This window comes from Methylobacterium sp. 17Sr1-1, assembly GCF_003173775.1.
Taxonomy (GTDB): Bacteria; Pseudomonadota; Alphaproteobacteria; order Rhizobiales; family Beijerinckiaceae; genus Methylobacterium.
Window position 1 is genome coordinate 579,674 of the sequence record NZ_CP029552.1, and the last position, 16,106, is coordinate 595,779.

Genomic DNA, 16,106 nt, shown 5'->3' on the forward strand with positions numbered 1-16,106 from the left:
TCATGCACTCCCCCTCGCGATTGCGTCACGCGCTCGCCGCGCTCCTGTGGCTGTGCCTCGCCGCCGGCCTCGTTTCGGGCTTCTCCGCCCCCGCGCAGGCGCAGCTCAACCTGCGCATCGGCCCCGGCGGCGCCTTCCAGCCGATGCCGATCGCCATCGCCGACTTCTCCGGCGATTCCAGCCTCGGCCCCACCCTGTCGGGCATCGTGACCAACAACCTGAAGCGCTCGGGCTATTTCACGCCGGTCGAGAAGGCGCGCTTCCCCGAGAATCCGAACTTCGACGCCGCGCCCAACTTCGCCGCCTGGAAGGACACCGGCGTGCAGGGCCTCGTCACCGGCCGGGTCACCCGCGACGGGTCGGGCCGGCTCAAGGCCGAGTTCCGCCTGTGGGACGTCCTGTCGGGCCAGCAGATGATCGGCCAGCAATACGCGGGTGACGGCGCCAATGCGCGCCGCATGGGCCACCTGATCTCGGACGCGGTCTACACCAAGATCACCGGGATCGGCGGCTTCTTCGACACCCGCGTCGCCTTCGTCGACGAATCCGGCTCGAAGGAGCACCGCCGCAAGCGTCTCGCCATCATGGACCAGGACGGCGCCAACGTGCGGTATCTCACGAGCGGCGAGGCCTCGGTGGTGGCACCGCGCTACTCGCCCTCGACCCAGGACATCACCTACATGTCCCAGGTCACCGGCCAGCAGCCGCGCGTCCAGGTGATCAACCTCTCGACCGGCTCCCGCCAGGTGATCCCGACCAACGCCGAGATGAGCACCAGCCCGCGCTTCTCGCCGGACGGGCGCCGCCTGGTGATGAGCGACCAGGACGGCGGCAATGCCAGCATCTACGTGATGGACCTCGCCTCCAAGGCGCAGACCCGGATCACCAACGCCAACGCCATCGACACCTCGCCGTCCTTCTCGCCGGACGGGCGCGAGATCGTGTTCGAATCCGACCGCGGCGGCCAGCAGCAGATCTACGTCATGGGCGCCGACGGCTCGAACCCGCGCCGCCTGTCCTTCGGCGACGGCTCGGCCTCGCAGCCGGCCTGGTCGCCGCGGGGCGACTACATCGCCTTCACCCGCCAGCGGAAGGGCTCGTTCTCGATCTGCATCATGAAGCCCGATGGCAGCGGCGAGCGGGTGCTCACCGAAGGCTTCCACAACGAGGGCCCGACCTGGGCGCCGAACGGCCAGTACGTGATGTTCTTCCGCGACCCCGGCGGCCAGGCCGGCGGCAAGCTCTACATGGTCGACATCACCGGCAAGGTCGAGCAGCCGGTCCCGACCCCGTCCTACGCGTCCGACCCGACCTGGTCGCCGCTGATCGACGCGCAGAAGTGAGGGGAGGGCCGGCCCGGAGACGGGCCGGCTCCTTCACAAAGTCCCGACGAAGACCGTCCAGAGGACTGTCCCATCCACGAACCTCAGGATGAGGTCCTGGGTGGGTCAGGTTAGGTTCTGTATCGACAGACATATAAAAGCCCGCTCGCCTGAATCCTCGAGGATCCAAGCCCTCCTCGTCATTCCAATCTCCGCTGGGCGGCCCCCGAACGACGCGGCCGGTGTCAAGATTATCGAGCGCGGATCAATATCGGGATCGAGAGCGGGGGCGCGGCGGGTCGAAACCCGCCGCGCCCCTCTCACTTACTCCAGGCTCAACGCCACGAACCGCACCTCACCTTCCTTGTTGGAGACGAGGAGCAAAGCCGACTTGCGGCCGTCCTTCTTGATCTGGTCGATGCGGCGGGTGACGTCGGCGGGGGAATTCACCGCCTCCTGGCCGACCTCGACGATGACGTCGCCCGGCTGGATGCGCTTGTCGGCGGCGTTGGAGTTGGGGTCGACCCGGGTGACCAGCACGCCCTTGACGCTGTCCTTCACCCCGAAGCGCTTGCGCGACTCGTCGGAGAGGCCGGTCAGGTTGAGGCCGAGCGCCTGGCGGGTGACGTCGGCCTCCGGCTGCGGCCGGCTGAGATTGGCCTGCTGCTGCGGCTTGTCGCTGTCCTCCAGGCGGCCGAGGGTGACCTGCTTGGTCTGCTCCTGGCCCTTGCGGACCGTGGTCACGTCGACGACCTTGCCGACCGGGGTCGAGGCGACGATGCGGGGCAGGTCGCTCGAGCTCTTGACGTCGGCGCCGTTGAACTTGGTGATCACGTCGCCGACCTCGAGGCCGGCGGTCTTGGCCGGGCCCTTCTCGTCGACGCCGGCGATCAGCGCGCCGCGGCCGCCGCCCTTGAGGCCGAGCGCCTCCGCGGTGGTGTCGTCGACGTTCTGGATCCGCACCCCGAGCCAGCCGCGGCGGACCTCGCCGAACTGGCGCAGCTGGTCGATCACCGGGCCGGCCGTGGCGGTGGGCACCGCGAAGCCGATGCCGACCGAGCCGCCGGTCGGCGACAGGATCGCGGTGTTGATGCCGATCACCTCGCCGTTCATGTTGAACAGCGGACCGCCCGAATTGCCCTTGTTGATGGCCGCGTCGGTCTGGATGTAGTTGTCGTAGGGGCCCGACTCGATGTTGCGGCCCCGGGCCGAGACGATGCCGGCCGAGACCGAGCCGCCGAGGCCGAACGGGTTGCCGATCGCGATCACCCAGTCGCCCGGCCGCATCTTCTCCGAGTCGCCGAGCGGCACCGACTTCAGCGGCCGGTCGGGATCGGGCTTCACCCGCAGCACCGCGAGGTCGATCTTCGAATCCTTGCCGATGATCTCGGCCTTCAGCTTGCGGCCGTCATGCAGGATGACCTGGATGTCGTTGGCGTCGCCGATGACGTGGTTGTTGGTGACCACGATGCCCGAGGAATCGATGATGAAGCCGGAGCCGAGCGAGTTCGAGCGGCGCGGCGCCCGCGGCTGGCTCTCGCCCCCGCCCTGGCCGCCCTGGCCGCGGCGGTTGAAGAATTCCTCGAACAGGTCCTCGAAGGGGGTGCCCTGCGGCAGCTGCGGCAGGGTGCGGCTGCGCGTCTCGACGGTGGTCGAGGCCGAGATGTTCACCACCGCGTCGGTCACCTGGTCGGCGAGGTCGGCCAGGGATTCGGGCCCCTTGGCCAGGGCGACGCCCGGCAGCGATGCGGTGCCGACCGACAGGGCCAGGAGGGCCCCCGCGAGGGCGGGCAGGCGCCGTCTCGCGAAGGCGGGGTTACGGCGCGAGGAAGCGGCCATCAGGGAACCTCGTTGGGCAGGATCGTCGTCATAACGGTTCGGCCCGGCGCGAGAGCGGCGAGGCATCGTGTCGCCGCCATCCGCCCCGCCCGGGCAGCCCCCGGCGACCGGGCCGGGAGCGTCCCTTAAGATCGTCTCCCGGCCGGTCGGTTCAAGTCCCGGTCGATCGCGTCCATCGAAGGCACGATCCGGGCGGTCAAGGCCGGGGGTGGGGCCGAGGCCCGCCTTCAGCCGAGGAGCAGGCGCACCACGCCGACCACGACGACGCCGGCGGCGGCCGAGAGCAGGCCGACGAGGCGCATCCGCTCCATCGGGGTCTGCGAGGCCTCCTGCATCGCCCGGCGCATCGCCGCCGGGAAGGCGGCGCAGAGCAGGCCCTCGATGGCGAGCGCGAGGCCGAGGGCGGCGACGAGATCCTTCACGGCCGGATCTCCTTCACGGCCGAAAACCGCGCGGCCGCCCCGGGGCGATTCCCGACTCGGTCCCCGTTCCCCGCGGCCCTGTTCCCCCCTGCGGTCGCATTGTCTCGTTCTCCGCCGCCCGGCCGGCCGCGAGGCCCGCCGTCACAAAAGTGCGCCCCGCCGGGGCGGGGCGCTCGGGTGTCGTCAGGTGTCGGTCCGCCGCGGCGGAGGCCGCCGGCCTACTGGCCGGCCGCCGGAGCCGCGGCGGGGCGTGCCCGGCCCTGCGGATCGTTGAAGTAGCGGAAGAACTCCGAGCCGGGGCTGATCACCAGCCGGGTGTCGCTCCCGCTCAGGCCCTTCTCGTAGGCCTGCATCGAGCGGTAGAAGGCGAAGAAGTCCGGGTCCTGCCCGAAGGCGTCGGCGAGGATGCGGTTGCGGTCCGCCTCGCCCTGGCCGCGGAGCTGGTCGGCCTTCTGGTTCGCCTCGGCGATGAGCACCGTCACGTCGCGGTCGGCCCGGGCCTTGATGGTGGCCGCCACCTGGGCGCCGTTGGCGCGCAGGTCCGCCGCCTCGCGCTCGCGCTCGGTGCGCATCCGCTGGTAGACGGCCTGCGAGTTCGCCGCCGGCAGGTCGACGCGGGTCAGGCGCAGGTCGATGATCTCGATGCCGAGATTCTTCGCCTGCCGGTTCACCTCCTCCTGGATGCGGTTCATCAGGGCCTCGCGCTGGGTGCGCACGATGGCGTCCCGCGAGGCGCTGGCGAGCACGTTGCGCATCGCCGCGTTGGTGAAGCTCGACAGGCGCTGGTTGGCGACCTGGATGTTGTTCACCGACTGGTAGAAGCGCAGCGGATCGCTGATCTTGTAGCGGGCGAAGGCGTCGACCTCGAGGTTCTGCCGGTCGGCCGAGAGCACGGTCTGCACCGGCAGGTCGAGGTCGAGCAGCCGCTTCTCGAACAGCGTGATGCTCTCGAAGAACGGCAGCTTGAAGTACAGGCCCGGCTTGTCGGTGCCGGCCTGGTTCAGCACGGTGCGCACCCGGCCGAATTGCAGCACCAGCGCCTGCTGTGTCTGGCTCACGGTGAAGGCCGAGGCGTAGATCAGCACCAGGACGAGGACGCCGAGGACCACGAGGCCGGTGCGAAGGACGTTGCCGTTCATCGCGCGCTCCCCTGGGCCGGACGGGCGGCATTGGCGAAGTCCTGCAGCGGCAGGACCGGCAGCACGCCGGCCGCGGCCGCACCGGCGCCCGCCGCACCGCCCTGGTCGATGATCACCTTGTTCACGCCGCCCAGAACCTTCTCCATCGTGTCGAGGAACATCCGCTCGCGGGAGACCGCGGGCGCGAGCTTGTAGGATTCGTAGACCTCGCGGAAGCGCGCGGCCTGGCCGGTCGCCTCGGCGGTGGCCTGGGACTTGAAGGCCTCGGCCTGCTGCAGCACCTGCGAGGACCGGCCCCGTGCCTCGGGCACGACGCGGCTGGCATAGGTCTCGGCCTCGTTGCGGGCGCGGGCCGCGTCCTGCTGGGCCGCGTTCACGTCGACGAAGGCCTGACGCACCTCGGCGGGCGGGCTCACGCCCTGGAGTTGGACCACGTTGATCAGCACGCCGGCGCCGTACGAATCGAGCGCCTTCTGGATGATCTGCTGGACCTCCTGCGCCACGCTCGACTGCTCGGTCGTCAGGATCGCCTGGATCTGGCGCCGGCCGACCACCTCGCGCATCGCGCTCTCGGCCACCGACTTGATCGTTCCCTCGGGGTTCTGGAGGTTGAACACGAAATCCTCGGCCTTGGCCGGGTTCACCCGCCACTGCACGTCGAAGTCGATGTCGACGATGTTGTCGTCGCCGGTGAGCATCAGGCTCTCCTCGGGCACGTCCCGCGAGCGCTGGGTGCCGGCGCCCGAGCGGTAGCCGACCTGGATGCTGCGCGACTCGCCGACATTCGGCTTCACCACCGCGCCGACCGGATAGGGAAAGTTGTAGCGCAGGCCCTCGCCGGACTGGCCGGTGTAGCGGCCGAACACCGTGTTGATGCCGACCTGGCTCGGCAGCACCGTGTACCAGCCGGTCATCAGCCACAGCACCAGCACGACCAGCACCGCCAGGATCGCGCCCTTGGTGCCGACCGAGCCGCCGCCGGGCATCAGGGTCTTCAGCCGGTCCTGGCTGCGGCGCAGCAGGTCCTCGAGGTCCGGCGGCTGGTTGCCGCCACCCGAGCCGCCGCCCCAGGGGCCACCGCCCCCGCCGCCCGAACCGCCGCCCCAGGGACCGCCGCCATTGCCGCCGCGGTTGCCCCAGGGACCACCCCCGTTGCCGCCGCCGCTGCCGCCGCTCTGATTGCTCCAAGGCATGCTCGCCCACGTCCTTTCCCGGCCGGCACGCCCCGCGCTGTCTCTCGCGTCCCGCGCGGCACTCGCACTGCTCTGGTCTTGCTCCCCTGCGATATCGGCCGAGGCTCACGCGAAAGCAACCACCGGCGCCGGCCGAATTCTCAAGGTTTCTGCGATGGCCCGGGAGTTCCATCGCCGCACCCGGAATTGTGAGATGGTTTCCCCCTCTCGCACGTATCGTGCCCCGGCTGACGCACCAGCGTCACGAACCGGAACCCGTGCTCGTCCTCGGGACCCGCCGGGTGCGCCTCCGCGGCGACCTCGCGGAACGAAGCGGGAAGCGGGGGAAAGCGCGCGTCCCCCTCGGGCGCGGCGTCGACCTCGGTGAGGTGGATCCGGTGGGCGTGCGGCAGGGCCAGCGCGTAGATCTCGGCCCCGCCGGCCACCATCACCTCCTCCGCGTCGCCGGCGAGCCGCAGGGCCTCGTCCCAGCCGGCCGCTGCTTCGGTGCCGGGCGCCTCCCAGGCGGGGTCGCGGGTCAGCACGATCACCCGGCGTCCCGGCAGCGGCCGGCCGATCGAGTCCCAGGTCTTGCGCCCCATCACCACCGGCTTGCCCATGGTGAGGGCTCGGAAGCGCCGCAGGTCGCTGCGCAGGCGCCAGATCAGCGCGTTGTCGCGGCCGATGACGCCGTTCTTGGCGACGGCGACGATCAGGGTGACGCGGGGCGACGGCATCCTCAGACCGCCACCGGCGCCCGGATCGCCGGGTGCGGGTCGTAGCCCTCGATGCCGATGTCGGCGTAGCGGAAATCGAACAGCGAGCGCACCGACGGGTCGAGATGCAGGCGGGGCAGCGGGCGGATCTCGCGGGAGAGCTGCTCGCGCGCCTGGGTGATGTGGTTGGAATAGAGGTGCGCGTCGCCCAGCGTGTGGACGAAGTCGCCGGGGGTCAGATCGAGCACCTGCGCCATCATGTGGGTGAGGAGCGCGTAGGAGGCGATGTTGAACGGAACGCCGAGGAAGGCGTCGGCCGAGCGCTGGTAGAGCTGGAGCGAGAGCCGGCCGTCGGCGACGTAGAACTGGAACAGGCAGTGGCAGGGGGCCAGCGCCATGCGGTCGAGGTCGGCCGGGTTCCAGGCCGAGACGACGAGGCGGCGCGAATCCGGGTTGCGGCGGATCTCGTCGAGCACCCAGGCGATCTGGTCGACGCTGCCGCCGTCGGGCTTGGCCCAAGATCGCCATTGCCGGCCGTAGACCGGGCCGAGGTCGCCGTGCTCGTCGGCCCACTCGTCCCAGATCGTCACGCCGTTCGATTGCAGGTACGCGACGTTGGTGTCGCCGGCGAGGAACCACAACAGCTCGTGGATGATCGACTTCAGGTGCAGCCGCTTCGTCGTCACGAGCGGGAAGCCCTCGGCGAGGTCGAAGCGCATCTGGTGGCCGAACACCGACAGGGTGCCGGTCCCGGTGCGGTCGTGCTTCTCGACGCCGTCGTCGAGGATGCGCTGGAGGAGGGCGTGGTAGGGGCGCATGGCGGACATCCTCCGCGTGATAAACGGCCCGGGGCGCCGTGCGGCGCCCGGCGGGCTTCCAAGGGCTCTGAACGGGGAGGCGGTGTCCCGCCCCGGCCGCATAGCCCGGCAGGATAACGCGGGCGCGGCCGGAATCGCAGCGCCCCGGACGCGGAATCAGACGGTACTCCACACCCGCGCCAGGATCACGGCGCCGTTGCTCGCCGCGTGGAGCGCGAGGCAGGGCCACAGGTTGCCGGTCCACAGCCGCATGATCCCCAAGGCCACCCCGAGGGGCAGGACCGAGACCGGCTGGAGCAGGCCGCGTTCGGCGTGGCAGAGCGCGAAGACCCCGGCGCTGACCGCGACCGTGGCGGCGGGTGACAAGTGTCGGGAGAGGCGCCCGAACAGGTCGCCGCGAAACAGCATCTCCTCCGCCAGCGGCGCCAGCACCACCAGCCACAGGATCCAGGTCCAGAGCACCTCGCCGGTGAGGAACGGCGACAGCCGCCAGGCCCGGACCGGCGACTGGCCTGAGAGCAGAAGCAGCAGGGCGGTGCCCGCGACCTGGAGCGGCGGCCAGAGCAGGATCAGCAGCACGGCGCGCCGCGACAGGGCCGGACGGGTGAAGCCGAGGCGCGGGCCCGACCGGATCCGACCGGCGATGACGAGGAGCGCGAGCGCGGCATGCGGCAGCACCGTGAGAGCGAGCACCGCCCGCTCGCTGCCGCTCAAGGAAGGGAACGGTACCAGCCCGGGCGGCAGGGCCGGCAGGCGACCGACCGCCGCGACCGCCCCGTAGACGAGCCCGAACGCGGCCACCTGGAGGACCAGCGCCCACAGGATGGCGACGGCGACGCCGAGCCAGGGACGTCCCCGGGGATGCATTTTCGGGGCCCCGGGGGCTGGCGCCGGCGCATCACATCGCGAAACGGTCACAGAATGACGCGCGGCGGGCTTCAAAAGCGGCACGGGACCCTCTATATTCGCCTTGCCGGTCGCGAGGCCGGCTATGGCGATAAACGTTCTTCGAAATAAACCTATCGGACCCGGGGGCGGTACCCGGCGCCTCCACCCAAGCCCGGAACGGCCCGTTCGGTTCGGGCTTCGGCGGGGGCGAAATAGGATCGACGAGGGCGTAAAGGTTGAGCTTTCGCTCGGCATGGTTCCGCCGTTATCGGGCCAATGCAATAGTTGCCAACGACAACTTTGCTCCGGTGGCGGTGGCCGCGTAAGCGGTCCCCAATACCAAACGAAGTCCTAGCGGGTAGCACTGCATAGGCGGGGTTCGGAGGCACCTGGCAACAGAAGCCTCCACTCGAATTCCCTCCCCGCGAGCGATGCGGCGCCAGGCAACGGTTGATGGCAGACGATCTGATTCGCTACGATCTCCTGGTGCAGGATGCCCTGCGCAACGTCGTGCGCAAGGTGCTGGGCGATGCGGCACGCGACGGCCTGGCCGGCGAGCATCACTTCTACGTTTCGTTCCGGACCGATTATCCCGGTGTGCGGATCTCGCAGCGCCTGCGGGAGAAGTACCCGCAGGACATGACGATCGTCCTCCAGCATCAGTTCTGGGACCTCGGCGTCACCGAGCACACCTTCGAGGTCGGGCTGTCGTTCTCCGGCGTGCCGGAGCGGCTTCTCGTGCCGTTCGAGGCGGTGACCGGCTTCTTCGACCCCTCGGTGCAGTTCGGCCTCAAGTTCGAGCTCAACGACGGCACGGCGACGAGCGAGGATGCGGCCCCCGCCGGCACCACCTCCCTGCGGGCGATCCGCGGCGCCGGCTCCGAGCCGAGCGAGGCGCCGCCGAAGGTCCCGGCGATCGGCAGCAACCTGCCGAAGATCGTGCCCGCCGCGAAGGCCGAGGCCAAGCCGGCGGCCAAGGACGCCTCGCCCAAGGATGACGCCGCTGACGAGCCGAAGGCCGATGAGGCTGCCGAGCGCACCGACGCTCCCCAGGAGGGTGCCTCGGTGGTGAGCCTGGACGCGTTCCGCAAGAAGAGCTGAGCGCCGGGCCCGGACGGATCCCGGGTCGGCCCTCCAACCCGGACGTTGCCCCCATTAATCCGGGCTATGCGGCCCGCCTTCCGACAGATCAAAACAGCCCTCATTGTAAAGCAATGAGGGCTGTTTTGATCTGTCTTATCGATGAATTCCGCTGACGGAAAGCCATCTCCCGACCTCATCCTGGACCTTGACGAAGCCGAGATTTCGAAATTCTCAATCGCTGAGAGCCTCATTGACTTGCGAATATTGCTGGCGAGAAACTAAATTTTTCCTATATACAATCTCATTCTGAGGTACGACCAACGGGAGCCTCGAAGGAGGCATCCAATTCTCTCAAGTATTTCTATAGGTCTCCTTCGAGTTCAGTCGATCTTCAATCGGCTGACACCTCAGGAACAGGTCGTGGGCGGGATAGAAGGTGTCATACCAACGGTCGTTGAAAACGACCTTTGGTCCCGTTCTCGACTTTTCGCCAAGCCTTTGGCTTGGGGTCGAAAATTCGAGATGGGTCAACGGCCTCGTCGATCTCGGGCTTGCCCGAGATCGACGTTTCGTCGGCGGTTTATGGATCCCGGGTCCTCGCCTGTGGCGAGCCCCGGGATGACCCTGTGCAGCGGGACCGTGAGTGCATGGCCTGCCAGCGCAGCCCCTCACCCCATCACCAAACCACCATCCACGTACAGCACCTGCCCGGTCACGAACCGGCTCTCCTCGCCCGCCAGGAACAGCACCGGCCCGGCCACGTCCTCCGGCGTCGCGAGGCGGCGCAGCGGCGTCTGGGCGATCAGCGCCTCGCGGACCGCCTCCGGCGTGTCCCGGCTCGCCTCCGTAGGGACGACCAGCCCCGGCGCGACGCAATTGACCCGCACCCCGATCGGCCCCAGCTCGGCCGCGAGGTTGCGGCTGAAGCCGACGAGGGCCGCCTTGGCGGTGGTGTAGTCGTGGTAGGGGATGCTGGGTCGCGCGACGAGGTCGCTCGTCAGGTTGACGATGGCGGACCCGCTGCGCCGGGTCATCAGCGGGAGTAGGGTCTGGATCACCGTATAGGCCGCCCGCACCGCCCCGTCGAACTGGCGCTGGTAGGAGTCCCACGGCACATCGCGAAACCGCACCCGGCGGTCGGGGTCGAAGCGGTAGGGCGCGAAGGCGTTGTTGACGATCGCGTCGAGGCGGCCGACCTCCTCGGCGATCCGCGCCGCGAGCCCCGCCACCGCCGCCGGATCGGTCACGTCGGCCGCGACCGCGAGCGCCTGGCCGCCGAGCGCCCGGCATTGCTCCGCCACCGCCTCGGCGGCGGCGTGGTTCTCGCGGTAATTGACGACGACGAGGCCGCCCTCGGAGGCGAAGGCCGTGGCGATCGCCGCGCCGATGCCGCGGCTGGCGCCGGTGACCAGGATCGCGCGGTCGCGGAACCTCACGGCGTAGCTTCCTTCGCCGGGATCAGGTCGCTCTTCACCACCTGGCCCATGTCGAGGGGGCGACTGACGAGGCCGAGGCTGCGGAACTGGTCGGCGCCCTGTTGCAGCACCGGGAGGTCGAAATGGCCGAGGCCCTCGCGCTCCGTGGTGGGCGACACGCTCGACGCGTTGCGCAGGCGGATCACCTCGCGGTTGATGGCCTCGTCGCGCCCGTTGATCGCCCGGGTGACGGCGAGCCGCGCCGCCTCGTCGGGCTTGGCGATCATCCAGGCGGCGGAATCGCGGTAGGCGGCGAGGAAGCGCGTCAGGAGCGGCTTCTTCGCCTCGTAGTCCTTGCGCGTCACCACGAAGATGTCGCTCGGCAGGTTCAGGTGGTCGCGCACCTCGATCACGTCGACCTCGCCGAGGCCCTTGGCGCGGCCGACCAGCAGCCCCGTATCGGTGGCCGCCGTCGCGTCGACCTGGCCCTGGATCAGGGGGGCGAAGTTGAGGAGGCCCGTGACCTCGACCGTGACGTCGCCCTCCTTCAGCCCGGCGCCGGCGAGCAGCAGCAGCAGGTGCTGGCGCGTGCCGCTCGCCAGGCTGTAGACGCCGATGCGCTTGCCCTTGAGGTCCGCCACCGAGCGGATGCCGCGGGACTTCGGTGCGACGACGTTGAACACGTTCTGCGGGTAGATGTTGTAGACCGCCACGAGGTCCGCCCCCTTGTCGAGGGCGAGGTAGAACGAGGCCGGGTCGGTGAAGGCGATGTCGGCCTGCCCCGAGAGCAGCGCCTGGATCGCCGAGCCGCCGCCGTTGCCCGGCACGTAGTCGAGGGCGATGCCGCGGGCCTTGAACAGCCCGTGATCGGGCTCGGCGAGCAGGTTGGTGATCTCGCTGATCGGCTGGCTCCAGCCGCCGACGGTGAATTTGTCCAAGTTCTGCGCCAGGGCCGGGGAGCCGAGACAGGCGAGGGCGAGGAGAACGAGGAAGCGGAACGCGCGCATGGTGGGGTCAACCTCTGGCGTAGCGGCGCAGGATCAGGGTTTCGAGCCCCCGGGCGGCCTCGTAGACGGCCATCCCGAGGGCGGTGATCACCACGAAGAGGGCGACGATCAGACTCGAATCCATCGTGCTCTGGGCGGCGATGATCGAGGCGCCGAGGCCCTGGCGCCCGCCGACGAACTCGCCCACCACCGCGCCGACGAGCGCGAGCACGATGGCGACGCGGAACCCCGCGAGGATCACCGGCAGGGCGGTGGGCAGCTTCAGGCGCAAAAGGGTCTGGGCGCGGCTCGCCCCGAGCATGCGGAACAGCTCGCGCTGGCCGGGCTCGACCTGGGCCAAGCCCGTGAGGGTATTCTCGAAGAGCGGAAAGAAGCAGATCAGCGCGGTGATCACCACGGTCGGCGTCAGGCCGAAGCCGAACCACAGGATGAGCAGCGGGCCGAGCGCCAGCTTCGGCACCAGCTGGCTCGCCAGCACGTAGGGGCGCAGCACCCGGTGGAGCGCCGGCCATTCCGCCAGCAGGATTCCGGCGCCGAGGCCGAGGAAAGTGCCGGCGAGGAGGCCGAGCGCCATCTCCGTCACGGTGACGCGCAGGTGCGGCCAGAGCCGGCCCGACGCCACCTCGCCCCACAGCGTGTCCGTGACGGCGGAGGGGGCGGGCAGGACGAGGGGCGAAACGCGGCCTGAGCGGCACCACGCCTCCCAGGCACAGAGCAACGCCGCCAGCAGCAGGGCGGAGGCAAGCCGTGTCCTCACGCCGCCCGTCCGATCGCGGGAGGCGGGCCGTCCGAGGAACCATCCATGATCGCGCGGAGCGCGCGGCAGACAGCCCCGAAGGCGGGCTCGTAGCGGATTCCCGGCGGCCGGGGGCGCGGCAGCGGCACCGCGCCCTCGTGCACCAGGCGCCCGGCCGCCATCACGCCGACCCGGTCGCCGAGATACGCCGCCTCGGCGATGTCGTGGGTGACGAAGAGCGCCGCGGTGCCGCGGGAGGCGCAGAGGCGCAGGAGATCGTCCTGCAACTCCTCGCGGGTCAGCGCGTCGAGGGCGGCGAAGGGCTCGTCGAGGAGGAGCAGGTCCGGCTGCGTCACCAGCGCCCGGGCCATCGCCACCCGGCTCTGCTGCCCGCCCGACAGGGCGGCGGGGCGGCGCTCCGTCAGGTCGCCGAGGCCCATGGCCGCGAGGAGGTCGCGGGCGGCCTCGCGGTCGGACGCGCGCGGCCGGCGCGCGAGCGAGACCGGCAGGAGCACGTTGTCGAGGGCGGAGAGCCAGGCGAGCAGGGTCGGGGCCTGGAACACGAAGCCGACGCTCGGCGCCGGGCCGTTCACCGCCCGCCCGTCGATCCGCACCGTGCCGGCATCCGGCGCGAGCAGCCCGGCGGCGACCTTCAGCAGGGTGGTCTTGCCGCAGCCGCTGCGGCCGAGCAGGCAGTGGATCGCCCCGCGGGGGATCGCCCAGTCGACGCCCGCGACGGTCTCGATGGGATCGCCGGGGAAGCGGTAGCGTACGCCGTCGAGGGCGAGGGCGAGAGACGGCTCAGTCGGCATAGGGCGCGAAGCCTTCCGCCGCCGCCTCGGCACTCGCCTCGATCTCCGTCATCGTGACGAGGTCGAGCAGGCTGAAGCGGCCGTCATGGTGCCAGCCGGCCTCCGGCGCGGTCATGCGGCCGATCGCGGTGATCCGGGTGACGCCGATCGCGGCCAGATCCTCCGCGAGGGCGAAGAGCCGCGCCGGGGCGGCGGCGATGCCGGCGGTCTGGAGATAGGCGCGGTGCGGCGCCACCAGGGCCGGCACCTCCGCGAGATCCTCCACCGCCACCACGGCCACGCTGCGGTTGAGGCCGGACGGGCTCAAGCCCGTGGCGGAAGCGAGCAGGACGACGCTCCACGGATCGGCCGGATCGCCCAGCAGCGTCGCGCTCCCGTCGAGGGCCCGCATCTCGTGGGTGCTGCGCCAGGCCGCGATGGCGGCGGCCTCGCCCGGATCGAGCCGCCGGCGCGGGTGGCGGCTCGCCAGGGCCGCGAGTTCGTGGGCGAGGTGGCGGGCGAACTCGTCCGGCGTGACGGGACCGCCGCGCTCGACGAACAGCATCTGCGGCGCGTAGCAGCCCTGCTGCTCGTAGCGCCCGATGTCGTGGGCCGCGAGGCGCGCCAGCGGCCCGGCGCGGCGGCTGTCCAGCGCCTCGCGGGCGATCATCGCGAAGCCGATGCGGTGGCCGTGCGGCAGGAACCGGGTGGTGACCGGCACCTTGGCACGCAACGCCGTCAGGGTCTCGTCGCCGCCATAGGCCATGACGCAATCGGCCTGGGCCAGAAAGGCACCTTCCGCCCCGCCGGTCCCGCCCTTCCACCAGGTGACGGCCAGGCACTCGCCGAGCTCGGGATCGCTTTCCGCGATCAGGTGCGCGAACCAGCCGGCGGTGAGCGGCTCGGCGGAGGCGAGCTTGCCGATGCTGCCGGCCTTGACCAGGAGCCCCGAGACGAGGCTCCACAGCGGCAGGGCCGGGACGTTGCCGGCCCAGACATGGAGCAGCAGGTCGGGCCCCCGCGCCCGCACGAACCCGCCCTTCACCGCCGGCTGGAACCCGTCGAGCACGCCCGGATTGCAAAAATCCTCGGCGAGGAATCGCAGGAGCTGCGGCCGTCTAAAGGTCTTCAGGTAGCTCGACAGGCCGAGCCGCACCGTCTCGCTGTCGTAGCCGGTGACGACAGGCAGGAGCGCCTCCGCCTTGCGGCGCAGCGGGTGGGCGCGGTCGAGCAGGCAGGCGCTCGCCCGGTCGATCGCCGCAACGATCCGCGCGGTCTCCATCCGCCGCAGGGCCGCGCGGGCGCGGGCGCGGACATGCCCGCACAGGGCCTTCGCCTGATCCTCGTCGAGGTCGGGCAGGGCCACCGCGACGGTCTCGCCCCAGGCGCTGTGCTCGACGATGCGCCGGCCGATCTTCTCGGAGGGGATGCCCGGCAGGTGGCCTGCCTGCTCCAAAGTGCTCATCCCTGCGCGGCGGCCAGGAACTCGGCCACCGCGACCGAGCAGCCGCGCGAGGCCGAGCCCTCGACCCGGCCGAGGAGCCGGAAGCCGCCCGGCGCGATCACCCCGGCATCCTCGGTCAGGATCGCCGAGACCGAGTTGAAATGGGCGAGGTCGTGGTGGACCAGCACGCCGGTCTCGCCCTCGGGCAGATCCTGGCCGGTCAGCGGATCGACGACGCGGCTGCGGATCCAGTGCGGGCCGGACTTCACCGGCGGACAGACCGCGTTGCCGTCGTCGTAGAACTGGGTGCTCAGCTCGGTCATGCCGTACATGTTGAAGCATTCGCTCCGCGGGATCCCGAAGGCCTGCGAGAGCCCATCGTAGAACGCGTCCGGCTGGATCTCGCGCGACTGGCCCTTGAAGCCGCCGGTGTCGAAGAGAAAGCTGCCCGCCGGCAGGGCGAAGCGGCGGCCCTGGGCCGTCAGCGCATCCATCACCGGCACGAAGGCGTAGGTGGCGCCAAGCAGCGCGACCGGCTCGCCCGTGGATTCGGCGTGCGCCAGCACTGCCAGCAGCGCGTCGAGGTCGAGCCCGCCGGGACCGACGAAGACCGCGCTGTCCTGTGTGCCGAAGGTGTCCTTCGCCAGCGCCAGGTAATGGGCGAGGGAGGAGTTCGGCAGCGCCGCCTCGTCCGGGAACAGGATGCCCATCCGGATCGTCTCCCGCCCGCGCATGATCCGGGCGGCGAAGCCCGTGAGCATCGAGGCGTCGTAGACTTTGAGCGTCGGGTGGTAGCTGCGGCCGCGCCCGCTGCCGGTCGTGCCGCTCGTCATGAACACCCGCTCGGCCTCGTCGGGCGGGCAGCAGCTCAAGGTGAGGTCCTTGAACGCCTTGATCGGCACCGCCGGGATGTCGCGCCAGCGCCGCACCGTCAGCGGCGTGCGCCCGCGCTGTTGCGCGAAGCGCCGGTAAGGCGCGTTATGGGTGAACTGGTAGGCGAAGACCCGCAGGGCCAGGGCCTCGAACTCGGCCTCGCTCGCGCCGGGGCGTCCGATGAAGTCGAGGAGGGCCTCGACGATCTCCGCTTGCGACATCACGGCCACCTCGCGCCCATCCCGGGCGACGGCCAGTCCGGCGGAGATCATGCGCGAAAAGACGGCTGTGACGGCCCTGAGCCCTCGCCGGTCCCGCATCCCTACGCCGGCATGACCCGGATCAGGTTCATAGGGTCACCGCGGCGCCCGGACGGATCCGGACCGGCGGAATCTCAGCCTCCTCGCGAGGCCCCCCTGGGAGCCGGGGAGAGTGGGGGGT

General features: G+C 70.6%; 14 protein-coding genes, 1 other RNA gene, 1 pseudogene and 1 riboswitch. Of the genes and pseudogenes, 3 read left to right on the forward strand and 13 right to left on the reverse strand.

The window, feature by feature from the left end; translation table 11 throughout:
* The first annotated feature begins 2 nt into the window (after positions 1-2).
* On the forward strand, positions 3-1,343 hold the full coding sequence (tolB, locus tag DK412_RS02680) for a Tol-Pal system beta propeller repeat protein TolB (RefSeq protein ID WP_109970683.1): 1,341 nt from the start codon (positions 3-5) through the stop codon (positions 1,341-1,343).
* A 303-nt stretch (positions 1,344-1,646) separates the two neighbouring features.
* On the opposite strand, the gene DK412_RS02685 is transcribed toward tolB, so the two are convergent.
* From DK412_RS02685 to DK412_RS02715, 7 genes and pseudogenes are all read right to left on the reverse strand, one after another.
* On the reverse strand, positions 1,647-3,161 hold the full coding sequence (locus tag DK412_RS02685) for a DegQ family serine endoprotease (RefSeq protein ID WP_109970684.1): 1,515 nt from the start codon (positions 3,159-3,161) through the stop codon (positions 1,647-1,649).
* 227 nt (positions 3,162-3,388) lie between these two features.
* On the reverse strand, positions 3,389-3,583 hold the full coding sequence (locus DK412_RS02690) for a DUF2065 domain-containing protein (protein ID WP_093571202.1): 195 nt from the start codon (positions 3,581-3,583) through the stop codon (positions 3,389-3,391).
* Between the two features lie 218 nt (positions 3,584-3,801).
* Entirely contained in the window at positions 3,802-4,722 is a 921-nt protein-coding gene (locus DK412_RS02695; RefSeq protein ID WP_109970685.1) for a protease modulator HflC, read from the reverse strand.
* Entirely contained in the window at positions 4,719-5,915 is a 1,197-nt protein-coding gene (gene hflK, locus DK412_RS02700; RefSeq protein WP_109970686.1) for an FtsH protease activity modulator HflK, read from the reverse strand. Before hflK ends, DK412_RS02695 begins: the two co-directional genes overlap by 4 nt.
* A 230-nt stretch (positions 5,916-6,145) precedes the next feature.
* Positions 6,146-6,631, reverse strand: a pseudogene (locus DK412_RS02705) (dihydrofolate reductase); the annotation flags it as partial.
* Positions 6,632-6,633: 2 nt separating this feature from the next.
* Positions 6,634-7,428, reverse strand: coding sequence for a thymidylate synthase (locus DK412_RS02710; RefSeq protein ID WP_109970688.1), 795 nt, complete (start codon positions 7,426-7,428; stop codon positions 6,634-6,636).
* A 156-nt stretch (positions 7,429-7,584) separates the two neighbouring features.
* Positions 7,585-8,295, reverse strand: a complete 711-nt coding sequence (locus DK412_RS02715) for a type II CAAX endopeptidase family protein (RefSeq protein WP_109970689.1) — start codon at positions 8,293-8,295, stop codon at positions 7,585-7,587.
* A 66-nt stretch (positions 8,296-8,361) separates the two neighbouring features.
* Here DK412_RS02715 and ssrA point away from each other — a divergent pair.
* Positions 8,362-8,726: a transfer-messenger RNA gene (gene ssrA, locus DK412_RS02720) on the forward strand.
* 43 nt (positions 8,727-8,769) lie between these two features.
* Positions 8,770-9,417, forward strand: coding sequence for a ClpXP protease specificity-enhancing factor SspB (locus tag DK412_RS02725; RefSeq protein WP_109970690.1), 648 nt, complete (start codon positions 8,770-8,772; stop codon positions 9,415-9,417).
* Positions 9,418-10,067: 650 nt separating this feature from the next.
* Here DK412_RS02725 and DK412_RS02730 read toward each other — a convergent pair.
* The 6 genes from DK412_RS02730 to DK412_RS02755 are packed head-to-tail and all read right to left on the reverse strand — an operon-like array spanning position 10,068 to position 15,937.
* Entirely contained in the window at positions 10,068-10,835 is a 768-nt protein-coding gene (locus tag DK412_RS02730; RefSeq protein WP_109970691.1) for an SDR family oxidoreductase, read from the reverse strand.
* The gene (locus tag DK412_RS02735; RefSeq protein ID WP_109970692.1) at positions 10,832-11,821 is read right to left on the reverse strand and encodes an ABC transporter substrate-binding protein; all 990 of its coding nucleotides are present in this window, start codon (positions 11,819-11,821) and stop codon (positions 10,832-10,834) included. Before DK412_RS02735 ends, DK412_RS02730 begins: the two co-directional genes overlap by 4 nt.
* A 7-nt stretch (positions 11,822-11,828) precedes the next feature.
* Complete coding sequence (locus DK412_RS02740; RefSeq protein ID WP_109970693.1) at positions 11,829-12,578, reverse strand: ABC transporter permease; 750 nt, start codon at positions 12,576-12,578, stop codon at positions 11,829-11,831.
* A complete protein-coding gene (locus DK412_RS02745) occupies positions 12,575-13,369 on the reverse strand; it encodes an ABC transporter ATP-binding protein (RefSeq protein WP_109970694.1) in 795 nt (264 codons plus the stop codon). The genes DK412_RS02740 and DK412_RS02745 overlap by 4 nt, the downstream gene beginning before the upstream one ends.
* Complete coding sequence (locus DK412_RS02750; RefSeq protein WP_109970695.1) at positions 13,359-14,813, reverse strand: acyl-CoA reductase; 1,455 nt, start codon at positions 14,811-14,813, stop codon at positions 13,359-13,361. The genes DK412_RS02745 and DK412_RS02750 overlap by 11 nt, the downstream gene beginning before the upstream one ends.
* Positions 14,810-15,937: a hypothetical protein gene (locus DK412_RS02755; protein WP_204165481.1), complete on the reverse strand. Its 1,128-nt coding sequence runs from the start codon at positions 15,935-15,937 to the stop codon at positions 14,810-14,812. The genes DK412_RS02750 and DK412_RS02755 overlap by 4 nt, the downstream gene beginning before the upstream one ends.
* Positions 15,938-15,982: 45 nt before the next feature.
* Positions 15,983-16,085: riboswitch (TPP riboswitch) on the reverse strand.
* Positions 16,086-16,106 lie beyond the last annotated feature (21 nt).